The sequence below is a fragment of the Pseudomonas sp. fls2-241-R2A-110 genome (assembly GCF_030209165.1).
Lineage (GTDB): Bacteria > Pseudomonadota > Gammaproteobacteria > Pseudomonadales > Pseudomonadaceae > Aquipseudomonas.
In genome coordinates this window covers 100,516-118,494 of record NZ_JARVSN010000005.1, presented here as the reverse complement: position 1 = coordinate 118,494, position 17,979 = coordinate 100,516, and the positions used below count along the sequence as shown (strand labels likewise).

The window sequence follows — 17,979 nt, the reverse complement described above, 5'->3', positions numbered from 1 at the left end:
TGGCTTCAGTCGAGTTCCAGCACCACGACGCGCTGTCCGGCACGCACCGCCGAACCCGGTTGCACACGAATCTCGCGCACTACGCCGGCGAGGGGCGCGAGCAGCGGAATTTCCATCTTCATCGACTCCAGAATCACCAGCACATCGCCGGCTTCCACGCGGCTGCCGTTCTCTACCTGCACCTGCCAGAGATTGCCGGCGATGTGGCTGTCGACGCTCATTTCACCGCTGGCCAGCGGCGCGTCTTCGGTCACTTGCGCGATCAGTTCTTCACTGTCGAAATGCGCCTGGCCGCTGGCGATCCAGCGTTCGCGTTCGGCGTTGAACGCGCCTTGTTGCTGATCGCGGAAGGTGGCGATGGTCTCGGCTTCTTTCGCCAGGAAGGCCTGGTAGTCCGCCAGGTTCAACTGGCTGTGCTCGATGTTCAGATCGAAGCGCCCAAGGGGGAAATCGCGACGGATGCGCAGCAGCTCATCGGCACTGACCGGGTAGAAACGGATCTGGTCAAAAAAGCGTAGCAGCCACGGTTTGCCATCGAACGCCGCGACTTCGCGGTAGCGGTTCCACATCTGCAACGTGCGACCGACGAACTGATAACCACCGGGGCCTTCCATGCCGTAGACGCACATGTAGGCGCCGCCGATGCCCACCGAGTTTTCGGCGGTCCAGGTGCGAGCCGGGTTGTACTTGGTGGTGACCAGCCGATGGCGTGGATCGAGTGGGGTGGCGACCGGCGCGCCGAGGTAAACGTCGCCCAGGCCCATCACCAGATAGCTGGCGTCGAACACCGTGCGCTGCACTTCGTCGAGGTTCGGCAGGTCGTTGATGCGGCGGATGAATTCCAGGTTGCTCGGGCACCACGGTGCGTCCTTGCGCACGGTGGTCATGTATTTTTCGATGGCTAACTGACAGGCCGGATCATCCCAGGACAGCGGCAAATGCACGATGCGCGACGGCACTTGCAGGTCTTTGGCGGCGCACACGGCGTCCCATTCTCCGGCGACGATGCCGAGCAGATCGGCCAGCGGCAGTTGCTCGGGTTGGTAGTGCACTTGCAGCGAGCGAATGCCGGGCGTGAGGTCGATGACGCCGTGCAGGTGTTTGCTTTCCAGCGCTTGCATCAGGGCGTGGGCGCGGAAGCGCAGGACCAGGTCCAGTTCTGGTGCGCCAATTTCCAACAGCAGGTGAGTATCACCCGACAACCTGGCAACCAGCCGCGTATCCCCCTGACCCAAATCCAACACCACAGGCGACACAATCCCCTGTGGGAGCTGGCCTGCCAGCGATGAAGCTGATGCGGTGTCTGGTCGGTCCCCATCGCTGGCAGGCCAGCTCCCACAAGGGGTATTCCATTTCAAGGCGAGGTTGCGGGCGGTCTTTAGATCGACCGGGAGAAATTGCACTTTGTCCCCAGCCTTGAGTTGACCCAGCTGCCAAAGGTCCGCCTCGATCACCGTCACCGGGCACACAAACCCGCCGAGGCTCGGGCCATCCGGCCCCAGGATCACGGGCATGTCCCCGGTGAAGTCCACGGCGCCAATGGCATACGGATTGTCATGGATGTTCGACGGATGCAGCCCGGCTTCGCCACCGTCGGCACGCACCCATTCAGGTTTTGGCCCGATCAAGCGCACACCGGTACGGCTGGAATTGAAATGCACTTCCCACTGGGTCGCGAAAAACGTGCCGATGTAGTTTTCGGTGAAGTATTCCGGCGCGCCATGCGGACCGTAGATCACCCGGATCTGCCGCACGGCAGGTAATTCGGTGACGTGTTGCAGTTGCTGACCGACACCTCGGTCGATCAACGCAGGCACGTGCAACACGTCACCCGCGCGCAGCGCACGACCGCCGTGCCCGCCAAACTGTCCCAGCGTGAACGTGCTTTTGCTCCCCAGATAATCCGGCACTTGCAGGCCGCCGCGCAGGCACAAGTAGCTGCGTGCGCCGGCACCGGCAATCGTGCCGAGGCTTAACGTGGCACCGGCCGGAATCAGCAGCGCCGTGTTCATCTCGACAGCTTCACCGTTCAACGTCAGTGGAATCACCGCTCCGGTCACCGCCACCACCGCATCGCAATTGAAGCGCAGCAGCGGCCCGCTCATGGTGATTTCGAGCGCGGCGGCGCCTTCGTCGTTGCCCAACAAAAGGTTGCCCAGACGCAGCGCGCGACTGTCCATCGGCCCTGACGGCGGCACGCCCACGGCCCAGTAGCCGAGACGGCCGGGATAGTCCTGGACGCTGGTCTGGGTGCCGGCGCTAAGCACCTCAAAGGTGTTGGCCTGATACACCAGGCCTTCGAGGCAACGGGTCCACGGCTGACCGCTGGCGAACGGCACATCCCGCAGAATCTGCCGCAGGTAATCGCGATTGGTTTCCACGCCATAGAGCTGGCTGTCACCCAACGCCTGATGCAAATCGGCGCGGGCTTCTTCACGGGTCGGCGCCCAGCTGATGACCTTGGCGATCATCGGATCGAAGTACGGTGGAATCTCGCAACCGGCCTCGACCCACGTGTCGATGCGCAGCTGTTTGCCATCGGCGGCCGGGAAATTCACAGCGGTCAGCAATCCCGGGCTCGGCTGAAAATCGCGGCCCGGGTCTTCGGCGTAGAGCCGTGCCTGAATCGCATGACCGTCGGCCTTCAAGCCCCGGCTCAACTCGCTCAATGGCGGTAAGTCCTCCGCCGCCAGTTGCACCATCCAGCGCACCAGGTCGACGTTCCACACTTGCTCGGTGACGCCGTGTTCCACTTGCAGGCGGGTGTTCACTTCCAGGAAATAGAAGCGCTGGTCTTCGCTGTCGAAGACAAATTCCACGGTGCCGGCGCTGCGGTAGTTGACTGCTTTTGCCAGCTTGATCGCCGCCGCACACAACTCATCGGCCATCCCCTCTGGCAGGTTCGGCGCCGGGGTTTCTTCGAGGACTTTCTGGTTGCGCCGTTGCACCGAACAATCGCGCACGCCGAGGGCAATTACTTCGCCGCGACCGTCGCCGAACACCTGGACTTCCAGGTGCCGGGCGCGCTGGATGTATTTCTCGATGAACACACCGGCGTCGCTGAAATTGTTCTGGCCGAGGCGCTTCACCGCCTCAAAGGATTCGCTCAGCTCGGCCGCGCTGCGGCACACGCGCATGCCGATGCCGCCACCGCCGGCGGTGCTCTTGAGCATCACCGGGTAGCCGACCTGTTCACCGGCGATCAAGGCCGCGTCGAGGCTGTCGAGCAGCTCGGTGCCTTCGAGCATCGGCACGCCGTGTTGTTTGGCCAGGGCGCGGGCGGTGTGCTTGAGGCCGAACACCCGCAGCTGCTCCGGGGTCGGGCCAATAAACGCGACGCCAGCGGCTTCGCAGGCTTCGGCGAACGCGGCGTTTTCCGAGAGGAAGCCGTAGCCGGGGTGGATCGCGGTGGCGCCGGTAGAGGTGGCGATGGCAAGAATTTTATCGACCGCCAGGTAGGTGCCGGCGGCGGCGCCTTCACCGAGGCTGTGGGCTTCGTCGGCTTGCAGGATGTGCAAACTGGCGGCATCGGCTTCGGAGTAAACGGCGACGCCTTTGACCTGCAATTCACGCAGCGTGCGCAGGATGCGGCAGGCGATGGCGCCACGGTTGGCAATCAGGACTTTTTCGAACATGGCATAACCCCTGAAGGGGATGCGGGCCGTCCCGCAGTTTTTCGATGAGCGCCGGGGTCGTCCCCGACGGAAAAATCAGCATTCTTGAAGACACCATCAAACCCCTGTGGGAGCGAGCTTGCTCGCGATAGCGGTGTGTCAGTCGACATAGATAGTGAATGTGCTGACGCTATCGCGAGCAAGCTCGCTCCCACATTGGATTCAGGGTGTTTTACTTCTTGAGGCACTGGCCCGAACGCGCCTGGCACAGGGCAAATAACCAGCGGCGCAAACGTACGAGTTTCAATTCCATACCAACAACTCCGCAGGGGTCGGGTTGTAGGCGTTGCACGGGTTGTTCAACTGCGGGCAGTTGGAGATCAGCACGATCACGTCCATCTCGGCCCGCAGGTCGACGTATTTGCCCTGCGCCGAAATGCCGTCTTCAAACGTCAGCCCGCCGTCAGCGGTGACCGGCACGTTCATGAAGAAATTGATGTTCGGTCCGATGTCGCCCTTGCCCAGTCGTCCGTCGTGGACACAGGCACGCAAGTAGTTGTCGCGGCAGCTGTGCATGTAGCGTTTTTCCAGTGCGTAACGCACGGTGTTGCTCTCCTGCGCGCAGGCACCGCCGAGGGTGTCGTGACGTCCGCAGGTGTCGGCGACGATGGTCAGCATCGGTTTGCCGAGGTTGGAATACAGCACGCTGCCGGTGCTCAAATAGACGCTGTTCTGCCGGCGCAAGGTCCGCTGCACGTCGTAGCGTTCCTTCGGGTTGGCGACGCTGTAGAACAAAGTGTCGACGGCCTGGTTGCCTTCCAGATCGAGGATGCGCAGCGTCTGGCCAGCCTTGACTTCCATGAGCCAGGGTTCGCCGGCGGGGATGGTGGCGCGGTAGACCGCCGTTTCTGGATGCTTGTGCGTGGTAGCGATGGCAAGTGACATGGCAGCGATCCTCAGGCGAACAGACGGTCGGTATTGATGAAGCCGCGCTCGTTTTCCGGGCGCGAGGTGCGGCAGTGTTCGGCGACGCTGGCGTCGGCGTTCATCCAGCTCAGCTTCAATGGTTTCGGTGCGTACTCCGGCGACGGGTCCATCGGGTGTTGCAGCGCGGTGAGCACCACCAGCGTGTCCATTGGCGCGTACAACTCGATGTAGTCGCCGGCCTTGGAGTTGCCTTCGACGAAATGGAAACGCCCGGCTTCATCGACGTTGACGCGGCTGAACAAGTTGAGGGTCATCAGCAGGTCGGACAGGCCCAGGCCCCACTTGCCCAGTTCCACCAACAGGTTGTCGGTGCCGTTGCGGAAGAAGCCATTGCGCAGTTCCTGGTAGCGGCCGGCGCCATACTTTTCAGCGACTTCTTCGGCGCAGAGCACACCGCCGAGGCTGTCGCTCCAGCCGCAGGTATCGGCGGTGATGGCAGCCAGTACGCGGCCCATGTCCGAGTACAGGCAATGGCCGCTAGTGAGTTTGGCGGTGTGTTGGCATTTGAGGCTGTCGGGCAGGTTCAGGCGTTCGGTTTTCTCACAGGCGTTGAGCAATGTCAGGCTGACATTGGCGCCGCCGCGCAGGTCGGTCAGGCGCAGCAATTGGCCGCGCTTCAACACGAAGGAACGATGGCCGCCGCCGGGGAGCATTTCTTCGGCAAAGGGTGGGAACAGTTGAGTCGAATCAGTCATTTCAAAATGCCTCTTAAGCGATGCGAAGCGTGCCTGCCAGGGCTTGCGGCAGGGCGTCGACGGCGGCGCGGTTGACGCGGCGGTCGCTGTTCAAAGGGATGTCGTAGGTGATGCGCGCGCCATAGGCGCCGGGGGCGTGCGGGTCGACGCGGACCTTGTCGAACACCAGCAAGCGCGTGCCGAGGCTGAAACCTTCGGACAGGTCGTGGGTGACCATGAACACGGTCAGTTGCGTCTCGCGCCACAGCTCCAGCAGCAGGCCGTGCATGTCTTTGCGGATGCCCGGATCGAGGGCGCCAAACGGTTCGTCGAGCAGCAACACCCGGGGTTTCATGATCAGCGCCTGAGCGATGGCCAATCGTTGCTGCATACCGCCGGAGAGCTGCGCGGGGTATTTATCCAGCGAATGGCCGAGGCCGACTTTGTGCAGCAGCACCGAGGCCTGCTCCCGCGCTTCGCGTTTGGCGCTGCCGAACAAGCGCCCGAGCAGCGGCGAGCGCGGCAGTTCTAGGCCGAGGGCGACGTTGTCGAGCACCGTCAAATGCGGGAACACCGAGTAGCGCTGGAACACCACGCCACGGCTCGAATCCGGCTCGCCGGCCAAGGCGTGGCCGTCCAGTAGAATCTCACCGCGACTGGCGCGTTCCTGGCCGAGCAACAGCCGCAGGAAGGTCGACTTGCCGCAACCCGACGCGCCGACCAACGTGCAGAATTCACCCTCGTTGACGGTCAGGTTCAGCCCTTCAAGCACCACCTGATCGGCGTATTGCTGCCAGACGTTTTTGACTGTGATGAAGCTCATGACCGCGCTCCTTCGTACCAAGGGAACGCACGTTGAGTCAGGCGCTTGAGCCCCCAATCCATCAGCCAGGCGAGCAGGGTGATCCAGACCACGTACGGCAAGATCACGTCCATTGCCAGGTAGCGGCGCACCAGGAAGATCCGGTAGCCGAGGCCGTCGGTGGAGGCGATGGCTTCGGCGGCGATCAGGAACAACCACGCCGAGCCCAGCATCAACCGCAGCGAGATCAACAGGCGAGGCAACAGCTGTGGCAGCACCACGCGCAGCATCAACGTCCAGGTCGAGGCGCCGAGGGTCTGCGCCTTGATCAGCAACTCGAGCGGAATTTCCCGGGCGCGCTGTTCCAGGTCCCGCGCCAGGCACGGGGTGATACCGATCACGATCAGCATCACTTTCGACAATTCCCCCAGCCCGAACACGATGAACAGAATCGGCAGGATCGCCAGCGGCGGCACCATCGACAGCACCGTCAGCAGTGGCGACAACGGTGCGCCAAACAGCGGCAAGGTGCCGGCGGCAATGCCCAGGCACAGACCGGCCAGCGCACTGATACCCAGGCCGATGGCCAGCCGCCGCAGGCTGGATGCGGTGTCCTGCCACAGTACGTATTCGCCGGTGCGGGTGTCGGCGGTGAACGCCAGGCGTTGGACCGCGTCGGTCATTTGCACGGCGCTTGGCAACAGTTTGTCGTTGGGGTTGTCCGTCAGCCGCTCGGCCGAGCCCATAAAGTAGGCGAACAGCACCAGGGCGAACGGCAGGATCACCAACAGCAAGCGACTCGGGCGATCCGGGTGGCGATTGATCAGGCGCATGGCCAGTCCTCCTGTTTACAGCTTGGCGTCGGCCGCCATCTGCACGTAGGTCGGGTCGAAGCGCAGCTTGAGGTTGCTCTTGTCGCCGCTGGTCACGCCATTGGCGAAGGCCATGCCCACCGCGCTGGTGTCCTTGGCGCCTTCACCGAGCAAACCGTGCTGGAAGGAGAACTCTGCGACCTTGCGCATTGTTTCCGGCAGTTGCTTGCTGGTGGAGAACGTCAGGGCTTCCTTGGGCGTTGCGAACAACTTGGTGGTATCGAGTTGCGCCTGGAAACCGGCCAGGTCGGTGCCGGACGCTTTGGCCATGTGTTCTAGGGCGGCTTTGCTGGCGGCGTTTTTCTCGTTCATCAACTCGACCACTTCAAACCAGGCGCCGGTCAGCGCTTTGCCCAGGGCCGGGTTGTCTTTGAGGGTGGCGCTGTTGACCACCATCATGTCCATGATCTCGCCGGGAATCTGGCTGGAGTTGAACACTTCGGTCACCGCAGGCTTGGCCTTGATGTCCGAGAGCATCGGGTTCCAGGTGGTGACGGCTTTCACCTGATCGGTGTTGAAGGCGGCCGAGATGTCGGCGTCGGAGGTGTTGACCACTTTCAGGTCTTTCTCGGTGAGATCGACCGAATCCAGCGCGCGAGCCAGCAAGTAGTGGGAAACCGACAGTTCGACCAGATTGACGTTCATGCCCTTGAGGTCTGTGACTTTCTTGCCATCGCCCTTGAGCACGATGCCGTCGTTGCCGTTTGAGAAGTCGCTGACGATCAGCGCGGTGCTGTCGACGCCGCCGGCGGCAGGAATGGTCAGTGCATCCATGTTGGTCATGGTGCAGCCGTCGAACTGGCCGGCGGTGTACTGGTTGATGGATTCGACGTAATCGTTGAGCTGCACCACATCGATTTTGATGCCGTACTTTTTCGCCCATTTATCGACGATGCCTTGGCTGCCCGCGTATTCCCAGGGCATCCAACCGGCGTAGATAGTCCAGCAGACGCTGAAGTGGTCTTTCTGTGCGGCTTGGGACGAGACGCTCACGATGGCTGCGAAAGCAGCGGCGAGCAGGGCGGGTAAACGAAGCTTGAGCATGGGTGATTCTCCAGTTGATCAAAGGCGGGCAGGAGTCAACGCGGCACCGCGAACGGTGGCTTGTCTCCCGGGCTTTTGTCCCGCCGTGTAACCTCAACTGGAGGTCGCCAACTCTCGGACCAGCCACTCGCATAAGCGAGCCGGAACCCTAGTCAGCCATTGCAAATTGTGGTGCCGCGAACCTGTGATGACTCCTGCACGGGTTTACTAAAGCGAGAGCCGTGCCAAGTCGGCTAAAGCGCTCTAGCGTGCGGGGCTAAGCGATTGGCGCGGTCAAGAGGGCGGGGAGGGTGCTTTGTGATGGTGCGTGGACGCACCGCAATGGACCGGGCAGGCCACTGATCCGAAGGTCTGCGCCGCTCGGCACTCGGCCCGGCATCGCCAGTCAAAAGTGGTATCAGCCGGCGAGTTCCGGTTGAGGGTCTTTCAGGAGGCCGCGATGTTTCGTCGACTGTTGTTGGGTATGGTTCTCGGTCTGGGGTTGGCCGGCTGCTATTACGACGCTGGCGGCTACGATGTGTATTCCGCGCCTTATTACTACCCCGGCTACTGGCCCTATTACTACCCCGGCTACTGGCCCTATTACTACCCTGGCTATTCGCCCTATTACTACTATTACGGCCCCCGTTATTACTACGGCCCGCGCTTTTACGGCGGCTATCGCTATTACTACTGGCGCGGGTACGGGCCACGTCATTACGGCGGTGGATACCACGGTGGTCACCATTAATCAGCCTGTGAATAGGTGAAAAACCTTTCATCGGCTACTTGTTTCAATGTGTTTCAGAAACGCACCAGATTTCGAATTCGATGTCTGATCTTTCGACAGTCACCGAATAATTGACTGTCGCCTACCAGCGTCGCTGGTACGGCTCACTCGCGGTCCAGGAGGCCGCCATGCTCTGTCGAAAACGGGTCAAACGAATTCTTCTGATGGCTGTATTGGGATTGTCTCTTGGTGCGTGCGTACCCTATTCCGATGGAGGAGCCAGCTACTATAGTTCCGAGGTCTACACCTCACCGGCGCCGGCCTATTATTCCGGTGGCGACGGCTACTACACCCAGCCCCGTCGTTACTACGCGCCACCGGCCCGGTATTACCAGCCAACCCCACGGTATTACTACCAGCCTCGGGTTTATCAACCGGCCCCCCGCTATTACCAGTCGCAACGAGGCGACTACCGGGCCCATCAGAATCACGGTTGGGACGGCGGTAACCGTGGCGGCTGGAACAACGACTACCGTGGCGAGGGTGGACGCAATCACGGTGGACGAGGCGACCATGAGGGTCGCGGCGATCATGGTGACCGAGGTGACCGAGGTGACCGAGGTGGTCGCTGGTAACTCTTGACGAAAACCTCTAGAAAAGCGGCGCATCATGCGCCGCTTTTTTTTGTGCCCGAACTTCAGTACTCGGAAAGGTCCGCCAACGGATGCCGACCTTCCCAAACCTTGTGAAAGTGCGCCTCCACGACCGCCTCAGGCACATTGATGTCCTGCCAGTGCCAATGCGGTTTCTGGTCTTTGTCGATCAATCGCGCTCGAACCCCTTCGCTGAACTCCGGATGTCGGCAGCAGTTGAGGCTGATCGTGTATTCCATCTGGAAAACCTGCGCCAGCGACATATGGCGGGCACGGGCGATCTGTTCCCACACCAGATGAGCGGTCAGGGGCGCGCCTTCACTCATGGTTTTCGCGGCGCGGCTGAACAGCAGGTCCGTGCTGTCACGCAGATGGCTGATGGCTTTCCAGGCGCAGCGCACATCGGCAACGTCCAGCAGTTCGTCGATTTGCTGGCGTCGCGGCAACCATTGCGCTTCTGGCATTTGTGCGACGGCTTCCTGTTGCAAGGCCTTGAGCAGACTGTTGAGCTGCATCGGTATCTGTTCCTGCCAGTTCAGTTGCAGCAAGCCTTCGATCAATTCTGGTTGCTGTTCATCGAGCAGGAAACGGTCGGCCAGGTCCAGATCGATCGCATCACGACCATTCATATGAGCGCCGGTCAAACCCAGAAACAAACCGAGCTTGCCGGGCAGTCGTGACAGAAACCAACTGGCGCCGACATCCGGATAAAGGCCGATACTGATCTCAGGCATCGCCAGGCGACTGCTCGGCGTGACAATGCGGATGCTCGCGCCTTGCAGCAACCCCATACCGCCGCCCAGCACATAGCCATGCCCCCAGCAGATCAGCGGCTTGGGATAGGTGTGCAGATTGAAGTCCAGGCGATATTCCGCCGCAAAAAATTGCGCAGCCAACGGCGGGACTTCCCCCGGATGCGCGCGACAGGCATCCACCAGGCTGCGTACTTCGCCGCCCGCGCAGAAAGCCTTGGCGCCGTTGCCGCGTAGCAGGACGCAGACAACTTGCGGATCTTTGGCCCAGGCGTCCATTTGATCGCGCAGGGCGTTGATCATCGGCAAGGAAAGCGCGTTGAGGGACTTTTCGGCATCCAGGCTGGCGATGCCGATGCGGGCGCCGTCGGTGCCGGTGAGTTCTTCGAAGTGCAGATTCATCGTGACCTCGATAGGGAAATTAAGCGTTCAGTATGATCGCTGTACAGGAAAGTGGCGGATCTGCGTCAGATCAATTGACAAGCATGGTCAGCTTTCCTAGGGTTCGCCCCATTGTTTTTGCCGGATGTAACCATGACTGCTGACGACCGTATCAAACTCGAACCGAGCTGGAAGGAAGCGCTGCGTGCCGAATTCGACCAGCCTTACATGGCAGAGTTGCGTAATTTCCTGCAGCAGGAGCGCGAGGCGGGCAAAGAAATCTACCCACCCGGGCCGATGATTTTCAATGCGCTCAACTCGACGCCGCTGGACAAGGTCAAAGTCGTCATTCTTGGCCAGGACCCATACCACGGCCCGGGCCAGGCCCATGGATTGTGCTTCTCGGTGCAACCGGGCGTTCCGGCGCCGCCCTCGCTGGTGAACATCTATAAAGAGTTGAAACGCGACCTGAACATCGACATTCCCAACCATGGTTGCCTGCAAAGCTGGGCTGACCAGGGCGTGCTGATGATCAACACCACCATGACCGTGGAGCGTGCCAACGCCAATGCCCATGCCGGAAAGGGCTGGCAGCACTTCACCGACCGGATTATCGAAGTGGTCAGCGAGCATCAGCCGCATCTGGTTTTTTTGCTGTGGGGCGCGCATGCCCAGAGCAAGCAGAAACTCATCGATGCCACCAAGCATCTGGTGCTGACGTCGGTGCATCCGTCACCGCTGTCTGCCTATCGCGGCTTCCTCGGTTGCGGGCATTTCAGCCGGACCAACAAGTTTCTTGAGCAGAATGGCGAAACGCCGATCGAGTGGCGGTTGCCTCCAGTCTGAAAAGCATCGCGAGCAAGCTCGCTCCCACAAGGAGCATGCGAACCCTGTGGGAGCGAGCCTGCTCGCGATGGCGGCGACGTGGTCTATCAGTCTGAATCGGGCTCGCGGTTCCAATACCTGAACAATGGCTCCGCCAGGAACAACACAAACAACAGCCGCATCACCTGCATCGCCGTTACCAGCGGGACGGACAATTGCAGGGTTTCTGCCGTCAGGCTCATCTCCGCAATCCCGCCGGGCATCATGCCCAGGGTCAGCGAACGCAGATCCAGATGGGTCAGCGCACTCAAACCCAGTGCCGCCGCTGTGGCGATCAACATCGTCAGCACCGTGCCAATCAATGTCCGCCCCATGAACGAAGGTGCGCGCCGGAAAAACTGCCGATTGAAGTGGCAACCCAACCCGCTGCCGATCAGCCATTGGCCGATCTGGCTGCCACCATTGGGCAAGCCGATGTGCAAATCCCAGCCAATGCTCACAGCCGCACTTACCAGCAACGGCCCGAACAGCCAGGGATTGGGTTGGCGCAGACGTTCCCAGATCCAGGCCGCCAACGCGCCAGCCGGGAACAGCAGGGCCAGCAGCCACCAGTTGACCTCGGTGGGATGCAAGACCGGTGCACCGTAGCCCAACAAATACTTGAACGCCGCCGGCACACACAGCACCACGACCAATACCCGCAGACTTTGTCCTGCCGCAACCCGGCTAAGCACCGCGCCATTACGCGCGCCGAGGTTGACCATCTCCCCGGAGCCACCCGGCATGCTGGAAAAGAAGGCAGTGGCGCGATCTTCACCAGTGCGCCGCATCAACCAGACCCCAACCACGGCGGACAGGCTGGTGATCAACGCACCGCAGAAGATCAGGCCGAAGTGACTCAGCACCTGCTCCATTACGACCGGGGTGAAATGCAGGCCGATGCCGATACCGACGATCCACTGGCCGCACTTGCGGCCGCCAGGGATTTCCGCCAATTGCCAGGGTGTCAGACAACGCACCAGGATGATCGCCAGCAATGAGCCGACCATCCATGGCAACGGCCAGCCGACGAGGCTGGCCAGGTAACCGCCCAGCGCGCCGACCAGCGGCGTACCCCACCAGGCGTTGAAAGGTGTTCGATCAGACATCGGCGATAGCGCGACGAGCAACCGAACGTTTGCGCCAGATCCGCAGAATCGGCATCAACAGCATGATCGCCGTCAGCACCCAGACACCGAACGTGATCGGGCTCGACCAAAGGATTTCCAGCGCACCGTTGGAGATCGACAGGGCACGACGCAGGTTCTGTTCCATCAAGCCGCCGAGGATGAAACCCAGCAGGACCGGCGACAACGGGAAGTCCAGCTTGCGCAGGATGTAACCGAAGATACCGATACCGATCATCAGGAACAGGTCGAAGGTGGTGGCGTGCACCGCGTAGACGCCGATCCCGGTAATGATCGCGATCACCGGCACCAGCGCCCAGTTCGGCACGGCGAGGATGCGGGTGAAAATGCGGATCATCGGGATGTTGAGGATCACCAGCATGACGTTGGCGACGAACAACGAGGCGATCAGGCCCCAGACGATGTCGGGTTGTTGCTGGAACAGCAGCGGGCCGGGGGTGATGTTGTACAGCGACAGCGCGCCGATCATCACCGCCGTGGTACCCGAACCAGGAACGCCGAGGGTCAGCATCGGTACCAGTGCACCGCAGGCTGCACCGCCGATGGCGGTTTCCGGGGCGGCGAGGCCGCGCATGTCACCTTGGCCGAAAGTGCCCTTGGCGCCGGCGATACGCTTCTCGGTCATGTAGGCCACGGCGCTGGCGAGGGTCGCGCCCGCACCCGGCAGCACGCCCATGATGAAGCCCAGCAAGCCGCAACGGATGTTCACCACGAACACCGCCGAAGCTTCCTTGAAGTTGAACATCATGCGCCCGGTGGCTTTCACCGCTTCCTGGCCGCGATGGGTCTTTTCCAGCAGCAGGAGAATTTCGCTGATGGAGAACAGGCCCAGAACCAGCACCACGAACTGAATGCCGTCAGTCAAATGGATGTTGTCGCCAGTGAAACGGTAGACGCCACTGTTGGCATCGATCCCCACGCTCGACAGGAACAGACCGATCAGCGCTGCGATAAAGGTTTTCAACGGTCGGTCCCCGGCCATGCCGCCGAGACAGACAATCGCAAATACCATCAGCACGAAATATTCCGCCGGGCCGAAGGCAATCGCCCATTTCGCCAGCAACGGCGCGAACAGCACCATGCCGCACGTGGCGATGAACGCACCGATGAACGAGCTCCACGCCGACAGCGACAAAGCCACGCCGGCCAGGCCTTTGCGGGCCATTGGGTAACCGTCCAGGGTGGTCATGACGGTGGAAGCTTCGCCGGGGATGTTCAGCAGGATCGAGCTGATACGACCGCCGTATTCGCAGCCCAGGTATACCGCCGCCAACAGGATCAATGCCGACTCCGGTGGCAAGCCCAGGGCGAACGCGATCGGGATCAACAACGCCACGCCATTGATCGGGCCCAGGCCCGGCAACAGGCCGACAACGGTGCCGATCAGGGTGCCGCAGAGCGCGGTCACCAGGTTGTACGGGGTCAGCGCGACGCCGAAGCCCTGACCCAAATAGCCAAGAGTATCCATATCAGTTCTCCAGAACGTCGAGTACGCCCAAGGGCAGAGGCACGTCCATCAACTTGTCGAACAGCAGGTAAAGACCGATGGCCATCAGGCTGATGATCACTGCGCTCGGCAGCCAGCGGCCGCCGTACAGGCGAGCCATGGGAACGCCGATCAGGATGCTGGCGACGATGAAACCAAGGGGTTCGAAGGTGCCGGCGAATACCAGCAACAGCACCACGCAGATGCCGATCTTGATCAGCGTTTCACGATCAAGCTTCGGGTCGTCGTCGCTGTGGATGATCGGCGTTGGCCGAAACACCATGTACAGCAAGCCGAGCCCCATCAGGCCCAGCATCAACAGCGGAAACGCGCGAGGGCCCACCGGTTCGTAGGAAAAAGCGGCCTGGTACGGCCATGCCATCAGCGCCAGGCCAACACAGGCCAATAACAGCACCGAAGCAAAAATGCGTTGTAAGAGCATGGTGAACTCCTGTGCCACGACCCCGCAGGAAGGGGGCCGCAGCCGCTAGACAGAGACGATCACTGAATCAGGCCGAACTCTTTGGCCAGCACTTTGTAGTCCGCGACCTGCTTCTTCACGTAGGTGTCCAGCTCCGGGCCGGTCATGGCGAACGGGAAGAGCTCGCGCTGATCGCGCAGCTTGGCAAAGTCTTCGGACGCCAGCAGCTTGTCAAAAGCGTTTTTCCACCAGGCGTAGTCTTCATCGCTGACCTTTGGCCCGAGGTAGAAGCCGCGAACCACTGGCCAGACGATGTCGTAGCCTTGTTCCTTGGCGGTCGGAATGTCTTTCATTTCCGGCTCGTCCAGGCGTTTTTCGGCGAACACGGCCAGCAGGCGCATGTCGCCGCTCTGGATGTGCGGCATGGAGTCGGAGATGTCGGTGCTGCCGACCTGGATGTGACCACCGAGCAGGGCGGTGGCGATTTCACCGCCGCCTTCGAGGGCGACGTAACGCAGGTCACGCGGATTGATCCCGGCGGCCTTGGCGATCAGTGCGGTTTGCATCCAGTCCTGGCTGCCGACGGTGCCGCCGGAACCGATCACCACTTTGCTCGGATCTTTCTTCAGCGCCTGAACCAGATCGTCCAGGTTCTTGTAGGGCGAATCGCTTTTCACCGCGATGGCGCCATAGCTGGTGCCGACGGCGGCTAGCCAGCGCACGTTGGTTTCATCGAAACGACCGAACTTGCCCTGGGCCAGGTTCAGCAGCGAACCGCTGGACCACGCCACCAGCGTGCCGGCGTCTGCCGGGCGCTGTGCAACCACCGCGTTGTATGCCACCGCGCCGACACCGCCGGGCATGTAGGTCACGCGCATCGGTTTGGTCAGCAGCTTTTCGTTCACCAGCGCGCTTTGCGCCAGTTTGCAAGTGAGGTCGAAACCGCCGCCTGGCGAGGCCGGAGCGATACATTCAGGACGTTTTGGCTCGGCCATCAGTTGGCCGGCGAACAGCATGCAGCTGGCGGCGAGGGCGAAACGGCGCAGTGATCGATTCATTGTTGTCTCCACGGGAGTTTTTGTTTTTGGGGATGTTTCAGATGCGGCGGTTTCGCGTCGTGCAGCCGGCAATGGCGCTGGCAAGCGTCAACGATGGGATTCGAGAGGAAGGGTGGGGCGGACAGGTCTCAAGCGCGATGCGCGGCATGGTGCAGTACCTCGGTTTATTGTTCTTATTGGCGAAAACGCTTCAAGGCGTTTTTCGGGAGCTACGTTTCAGGCACGTTTTCAAACTACGATTGGACGGTCTGCAGTCGAAACCCTCCGTGGGCTGACTCTAACGGCCCAACCTTTCGCTAACCTTTCAGTGGACTTTCACCGTTTTGCGGCTTCACAGCAGCGGATGCGGCTGTAAACTCCGCGCCAAAGAATGGCGTCGAACATCCCTGAATGAGGTAAAGATCCATGCGTGTTCTGCTCGTCGAAGACCATCTGCAGCTCGCCGAAAGTGTCGCCCAGGCGCTCAAGAGCACCGGGCTGACCGTGGATGTGCTGCACGACGGTGTGGCGGCCGACCTGGCCTTGGGCAGCGAGGAATACGCCATGGCGATCCTTGATGTCGGCCTGCCGCGCATGGATGGTTTCGAAGTGCTGGCGCGCCTGCGGGCTAGGGGCAAGAACCTGCCGGTACTGATGCTGACCGCTCGCAGCGACGTCAAGGATCGGGTGCACGGCTTGAATCTGGGCGCCGACGATTACCTGGCCAAACCGTTTGAGCTGACGGAACTCGAAGCGCGGGTCAAAGCCTTGTTGCGACGCAGCGTGCTGGGTGGCGAACGTCAACAACGTTGTGGCGTGCTGGCGTACGACTTGGACACGCGACGCTTCACCCTCGGCGAAGAACTGCTGACCCTGACCTCGCGCGAGCAGGCCGTGCTCGAAGCATTGATCGCCCGGCCTGGTCGTGTGATGAGCAAAGAGCAACTGGCCTCCCAGGTGTTTGGTCTGGATGAAGAAGCCAGTCCCGATGCGATCGAAATCTACGTCCACCGCCTGCGCAAGAAACTCGACGGCCAGCCGGTCGCCATCGTGACGTTCCGCGGCCTCGGCTATTTGCTGGAAAGCCGTGATGCATAAGCCCAGCAGCCTGCGCTGGCGGTTGTTGTGGAACCTGGCGCTGTTGTTGGTGGTGTTAATGCTGGCCAGTGGTTTGAGTGCGTACTGGAATGGTCGCGAAGCGGCGGACACCGCCTATGACCGCACGTTGCTGGCGTCCGCAAGGACCATTGCCGCCGGTGTGTCCCAGCGCGACGGCAGCCTCAGTGCCGACGTGCCTTACGTGGCCCTCGATACCTTCGCTTACGACAGCGCCGGGCGGATTTTTTACCTGGTCAACGACATCAATCAGAAGCTGATTTCCGGCTACGAAAACCTGCCGCCACCGCCGCCGGGAACCCCGCGCACCGATGACTATCCCGCACTGGCGCGTTTCTACAACGCCAAGTATCAGGGGCAGAACGTGCGCGTGGTGAGTTTGCTCAAGCCGGTGAGCGAGCCGAACATGAATGGCATGGCTGAAATCCGTGTGGCAGAAACCGACGAGGCGAGGGTGGCGATGGCCCGTAGTCTGGCTGCTGACACGTTGCTGCGCCTGGGCATGTTGGCCATCGGTGCTTTATTGATGGTGTGGTTTGCGGTCAGTGCGGCGTTGCGTCCACTGGAACGCTTGCGCACGGCGGTGGAAGAGCGCCAACCGGACGATCTGCGCCCGCTGCCACTGGTGGAAGTGCAACACGAGTTATGGCCGCTGGTGCGGGCCCTCAATCATTTTACCGAGCGCCTGCGTGGGCAATTCGAGCGACAGGCGCAGTTTATCGCCGATGCCGCCCATGAGTTGCGCACGCCGTTGGCCGCTCTGAAAGCGCGACTTGAGCTGGGTCTGCGCTCGAACGAACCCGATACCTGGCGCAACACCCTGGAAACTGCGGCCCAAGGCACTGACCGTCTGACGCATCTGGCCAATCAATTGCTCTCGCTGGCACGGGTGGAAAACGGTGCTCGGGCGATCGCCGAGGGCGGGGCGCAATTGCTGGACCTGAGTCAGTTGGCTCGAGAGCTGGGCATGGCGATGGCGCCCTTGGCTCATGCGCGCGGCGTGGCCCTGGCGCTGGAGGCGGACGAACCGGTGTGGTTACGCGGGGAGCCGACGCTGTTGAACGAACTGCTGAGCAATCTGGTGGACAATGCGCTGGCGCATACACCGCCGGGTGGAAATGTGATTCTGCGGGTCACGGCACCCGCTGTGCTGGAGGTCGAGGATGACGGGCCAGGCATTCCCATTGATGAGCGGGATCGAGTGTTCGAGCGCTTTTACCGGCGAAATCAGCAGGTCGCCGGCTCGGGGCTGGGGTTGGCGATTGTTGGTGAGATTTGTCGCGCACACCTGGCGCAGATCAGTCTGCACGATGGCGAATCGACGGGTTTGAAGGTGCGGGTGAGTTTTATTGCGGGAGAGTGATGGCGCCGGTTATGGCCCCATCGCGAGCAGGCTCGCTCCTACACGGGATCGATTAA

Annotated in this window: 17 protein-coding genes and 1 riboswitch; of the genes, 6 read left to right on the top strand and 11 right to left on the bottom strand. The window is 61.4% G+C overall.

Annotation, left to right across the window (positions count from 1 at the left end; all coding sequences use genetic code 11):
- Window positions 1-5: 5 nt before the first annotated feature.
- The 6 genes from uca to QRN31_RS02965 all read right to left on the bottom strand — a co-directional run bounded on the left by uca (window position 6) and on the right by QRN31_RS02965 (window position 7,993).
- Window positions 6-3,635 carry an urea carboxylase gene (gene uca / locus QRN31_RS02990; RefSeq protein WP_285430109.1) on the bottom strand — a complete coding sequence of 1,210 codons (3,630 nt, stop codon included), beginning with the start codon at window positions 3,633-3,635 and terminating at the stop codon, window positions 6-8.
- A gap of 282 nt (window positions 3,636-3,917) precedes the next feature.
- Window positions 3,918-4,559 (bottom strand): urea amidolyase associated protein UAAP2, encoded by a 642-nt coding sequence (locus QRN31_RS02985; protein WP_285430108.1) that lies wholly within the window; start codon window positions 4,557-4,559, stop codon window positions 3,918-3,920.
- An 11-nt stretch (window positions 4,560-4,570) separates the two neighbouring features.
- Window positions 4,571-5,296, bottom strand: coding sequence for an urea amidolyase associated protein UAAP1 (locus QRN31_RS02980; protein WP_285430107.1), 726 nt, complete (start codon window positions 5,294-5,296; stop codon window positions 4,571-4,573).
- A gap of 13 nt (window positions 5,297-5,309) precedes the next feature.
- A complete protein-coding gene (locus QRN31_RS02975; RefSeq protein WP_285430106.1) occupies window positions 5,310-6,098 on the bottom strand; it encodes an ABC transporter ATP-binding protein in 789 nt (262 codons plus the stop codon).
- Window positions 6,095-6,910 carry an ABC transporter permease gene (locus QRN31_RS02970; protein ID WP_285430105.1) on the bottom strand — a complete coding sequence of 272 codons (816 nt, stop codon included), beginning with the start codon at window positions 6,908-6,910 and terminating at the stop codon, window positions 6,095-6,097. Before QRN31_RS02970 ends, QRN31_RS02975 begins: the two co-directional genes overlap by 4 nt.
- A gap of 15 nt (window positions 6,911-6,925) precedes the next feature.
- Window positions 6,926-7,993 carry a putative urea ABC transporter substrate-binding protein gene (locus QRN31_RS02965; RefSeq protein WP_285430104.1) on the bottom strand — a complete coding sequence of 356 codons (1,068 nt, stop codon included), beginning with the start codon at window positions 7,991-7,993 and terminating at the stop codon, window positions 6,926-6,928.
- A 62-nt stretch (window positions 7,994-8,055) separates the two neighbouring features.
- Window positions 8,056-8,156: riboswitch (guanidine-I (ykkC/yxkD leader) on the bottom strand.
- Between the two features lie 276 nt (window positions 8,157-8,432).
- Between QRN31_RS02965 and QRN31_RS02960 the strand changes: the two genes are divergently transcribed.
- Window positions 8,433-8,723 carry a hypothetical protein gene (locus QRN31_RS02960; protein ID WP_285430103.1) on the top strand — a complete coding sequence of 97 codons (291 nt, stop codon included), beginning with the start codon at window positions 8,433-8,435 and terminating at the stop codon, window positions 8,721-8,723.
- Window positions 8,724-8,890: 167 nt separating this feature from the next.
- Window positions 8,891-9,337 carry a hypothetical protein gene (locus QRN31_RS02955; RefSeq protein WP_285430102.1) on the top strand — a complete coding sequence of 149 codons (447 nt, stop codon included), beginning with the start codon at window positions 8,891-8,893 and terminating at the stop codon, window positions 9,335-9,337.
- Between the two features lie 62 nt (window positions 9,338-9,399).
- Here QRN31_RS02955 and dspII read toward each other — a convergent pair whose 3' ends face one another.
- A complete protein-coding gene (gene dspII / locus QRN31_RS02950) occupies window positions 9,400-10,509 on the bottom strand; it encodes an enoyl-CoA hydratase/isomerase DspII (protein WP_285430101.1) in 1,110 nt (369 codons plus the stop codon).
- Window positions 10,510-10,641: 132 nt separating this feature from the next.
- Here dspII and ung point away from each other — a divergent pair, with 132 nt between their 5' ends.
- Window positions 10,642-11,334 carry a uracil-DNA glycosylase gene (gene ung, locus QRN31_RS02945; protein ID WP_285430100.1) on the top strand — a complete coding sequence of 231 codons (693 nt, stop codon included), beginning with the start codon at window positions 10,642-10,644 and terminating at the stop codon, window positions 11,332-11,334.
- Between the two features lie 86 nt (window positions 11,335-11,420).
- On the opposite strand, the gene QRN31_RS02940 is transcribed toward ung, so the two are convergent.
- From QRN31_RS02940 to QRN31_RS02925, 4 genes are read right to left on the bottom strand one after another with little or no spacing between them, the layout of a single operon-like run.
- The gene (locus QRN31_RS02940; RefSeq protein WP_285430099.1) at window positions 11,421-12,461 is read right to left on the bottom strand and encodes an AbrB family transcriptional regulator; all 1,041 of its coding nucleotides are present in this window, start codon (window positions 12,459-12,461) and stop codon (window positions 11,421-11,423) included.
- On the bottom strand, window positions 12,454-13,968 hold the full coding sequence (locus tag QRN31_RS02935) for a tripartite tricarboxylate transporter permease (protein WP_090181158.1): 1,515 nt from the start codon (window positions 13,966-13,968) through the stop codon (window positions 12,454-12,456). The genes QRN31_RS02940 and QRN31_RS02935 overlap by 8 nt, the downstream gene beginning before the upstream one ends.
- A 1-nt stretch (window position 13,969) precedes the next feature.
- Window positions 13,970-14,428: a tripartite tricarboxylate transporter TctB family protein gene (locus QRN31_RS02930; RefSeq protein ID WP_010462287.1), complete on the bottom strand. Its 459-nt coding sequence runs from the start codon at window positions 14,426-14,428 to the stop codon at window positions 13,970-13,972.
- A gap of 59 nt (window positions 14,429-14,487) precedes the next feature.
- Window positions 14,488-15,465: a Bug family tripartite tricarboxylate transporter substrate binding protein gene (locus QRN31_RS02925; RefSeq protein WP_208671691.1), complete on the bottom strand. Its 978-nt coding sequence runs from the start codon at window positions 15,463-15,465 to the stop codon at window positions 14,488-14,490.
- On the opposite strand from QRN31_RS02925, the gene QRN31_RS02920 reads away from it, so the two are divergent.
- The 3 genes from QRN31_RS02920 (at window position 15,453) to tctE (ending at window position 17,923) form a co-directional block, all read left to right on the top strand.
- Entirely contained in the window at window positions 15,453-15,740 is a 288-nt protein-coding gene (locus tag QRN31_RS02920; protein WP_285430098.1) for a hypothetical protein, read from the top strand. The two genes, QRN31_RS02925 and QRN31_RS02920, sit on opposite strands and share 13 nt — an antisense overlap.
- 130 nt (window positions 15,741-15,870) lie before the next feature.
- Window positions 15,871-16,542: a two-component system response regulator TctD gene (tctD, locus tag QRN31_RS02915; protein ID WP_090181166.1), complete on the top strand. Its 672-nt coding sequence runs from the start codon at window positions 15,871-15,873 to the stop codon at window positions 16,540-16,542.
- Window positions 16,535-17,923, top strand: coding sequence for a two-component system sensor histidine kinase TctE (gene tctE, locus QRN31_RS02910; protein WP_222590141.1), 1,389 nt, complete (start codon window positions 16,535-16,537; stop codon window positions 17,921-17,923). Before tctD ends, tctE begins: the two co-directional genes overlap by 8 nt.
- Window positions 17,924-17,979 lie beyond the last annotated feature (56 nt).

Bases quoted from the DNA above. Each gene is read 5' to 3' on its own strand.
- QRN31_RS02930 (WP_010462287.1), bottom strand. From the start codon at position 14,428: ATGCTCTTACAACGCATTTTTGCTTCGGTGCTGTTATTGGCCTGTGTT.
- tctE (WP_222590141.1), top strand. From the start codon at position 16,535: ATGCATAAGCCCAGCAGCCTGCGCTGGCGGTTGTTGTGGAACCTGGCG.
- QRN31_RS02975 (WP_285430106.1), bottom strand. From the start codon at position 6,098: ATGAGCTTCATCACAGTCAAAAACGTCTGGCAGCAATACGCCGATCAG.
- QRN31_RS02935 (WP_090181158.1), bottom strand. From the start codon at position 13,968: ATGGATACTCTTGGCTATTTGGGTCAGGGCTTCGGCGTCGCGCTGACC.
- ung (WP_285430100.1), top strand. From the start codon at position 10,642: ATGACTGCTGACGACCGTATCAAACTCGAACCGAGCTGGAAGGAAGCG.
- QRN31_RS02960 (WP_285430103.1), top strand. From the start codon at position 8,433: ATGTTTCGTCGACTGTTGTTGGGTATGGTTCTCGGTCTGGGGTTGGCC.
- QRN31_RS02965 (WP_285430104.1), bottom strand. From the start codon at position 7,993: ATGCTCAAGCTTCGTTTACCCGCCCTGCTCGCCGCTGCTTTCGCAGCC.
- tctD (WP_090181166.1), top strand. From the start codon at position 15,871: ATGCGTGTTCTGCTCGTCGAAGACCATCTGCAGCTCGCCGAAAGTGTC.
- dspII (WP_285430101.1), bottom strand. From the start codon at position 10,509: ATGAATCTGCACTTCGAAGAACTCACCGGCACCGACGGCGCCCGCATC.
- uca (WP_285430109.1), bottom strand. From the start codon at position 3,635: ATGTTCGAAAAAGTCCTGATTGCCAACCGTGGCGCCATCGCCTGCCGC.
- QRN31_RS02940 (WP_285430099.1), bottom strand. From the start codon at position 12,461: ATGTCTGATCGAACACCTTTCAACGCCTGGTGGGGTACGCCGCTGGTC.
- QRN31_RS02955 (WP_285430102.1), top strand. From the start codon at position 8,891: ATGCTCTGTCGAAAACGGGTCAAACGAATTCTTCTGATGGCTGTATTG.
- QRN31_RS02980 (WP_285430107.1), bottom strand. From the start codon at position 5,296: ATGACTGATTCGACTCAACTGTTCCCACCCTTTGCCGAAGAAATGCTC.
- QRN31_RS02970 (WP_285430105.1), bottom strand. From the start codon at position 6,910: ATGCGCCTGATCAATCGCCACCCGGATCGCCCGAGTCGCTTGCTGTTG.
- QRN31_RS02985 (WP_285430108.1), bottom strand. From the start codon at position 4,559: ATGTCACTTGCCATCGCTACCACGCACAAGCATCCAGAAACGGCGGTC.
- QRN31_RS02925 (WP_208671691.1), bottom strand. From the start codon at position 15,465: ATGAATCGATCACTGCGCCGTTTCGCCCTCGCCGCCAGCTGCATGCTG.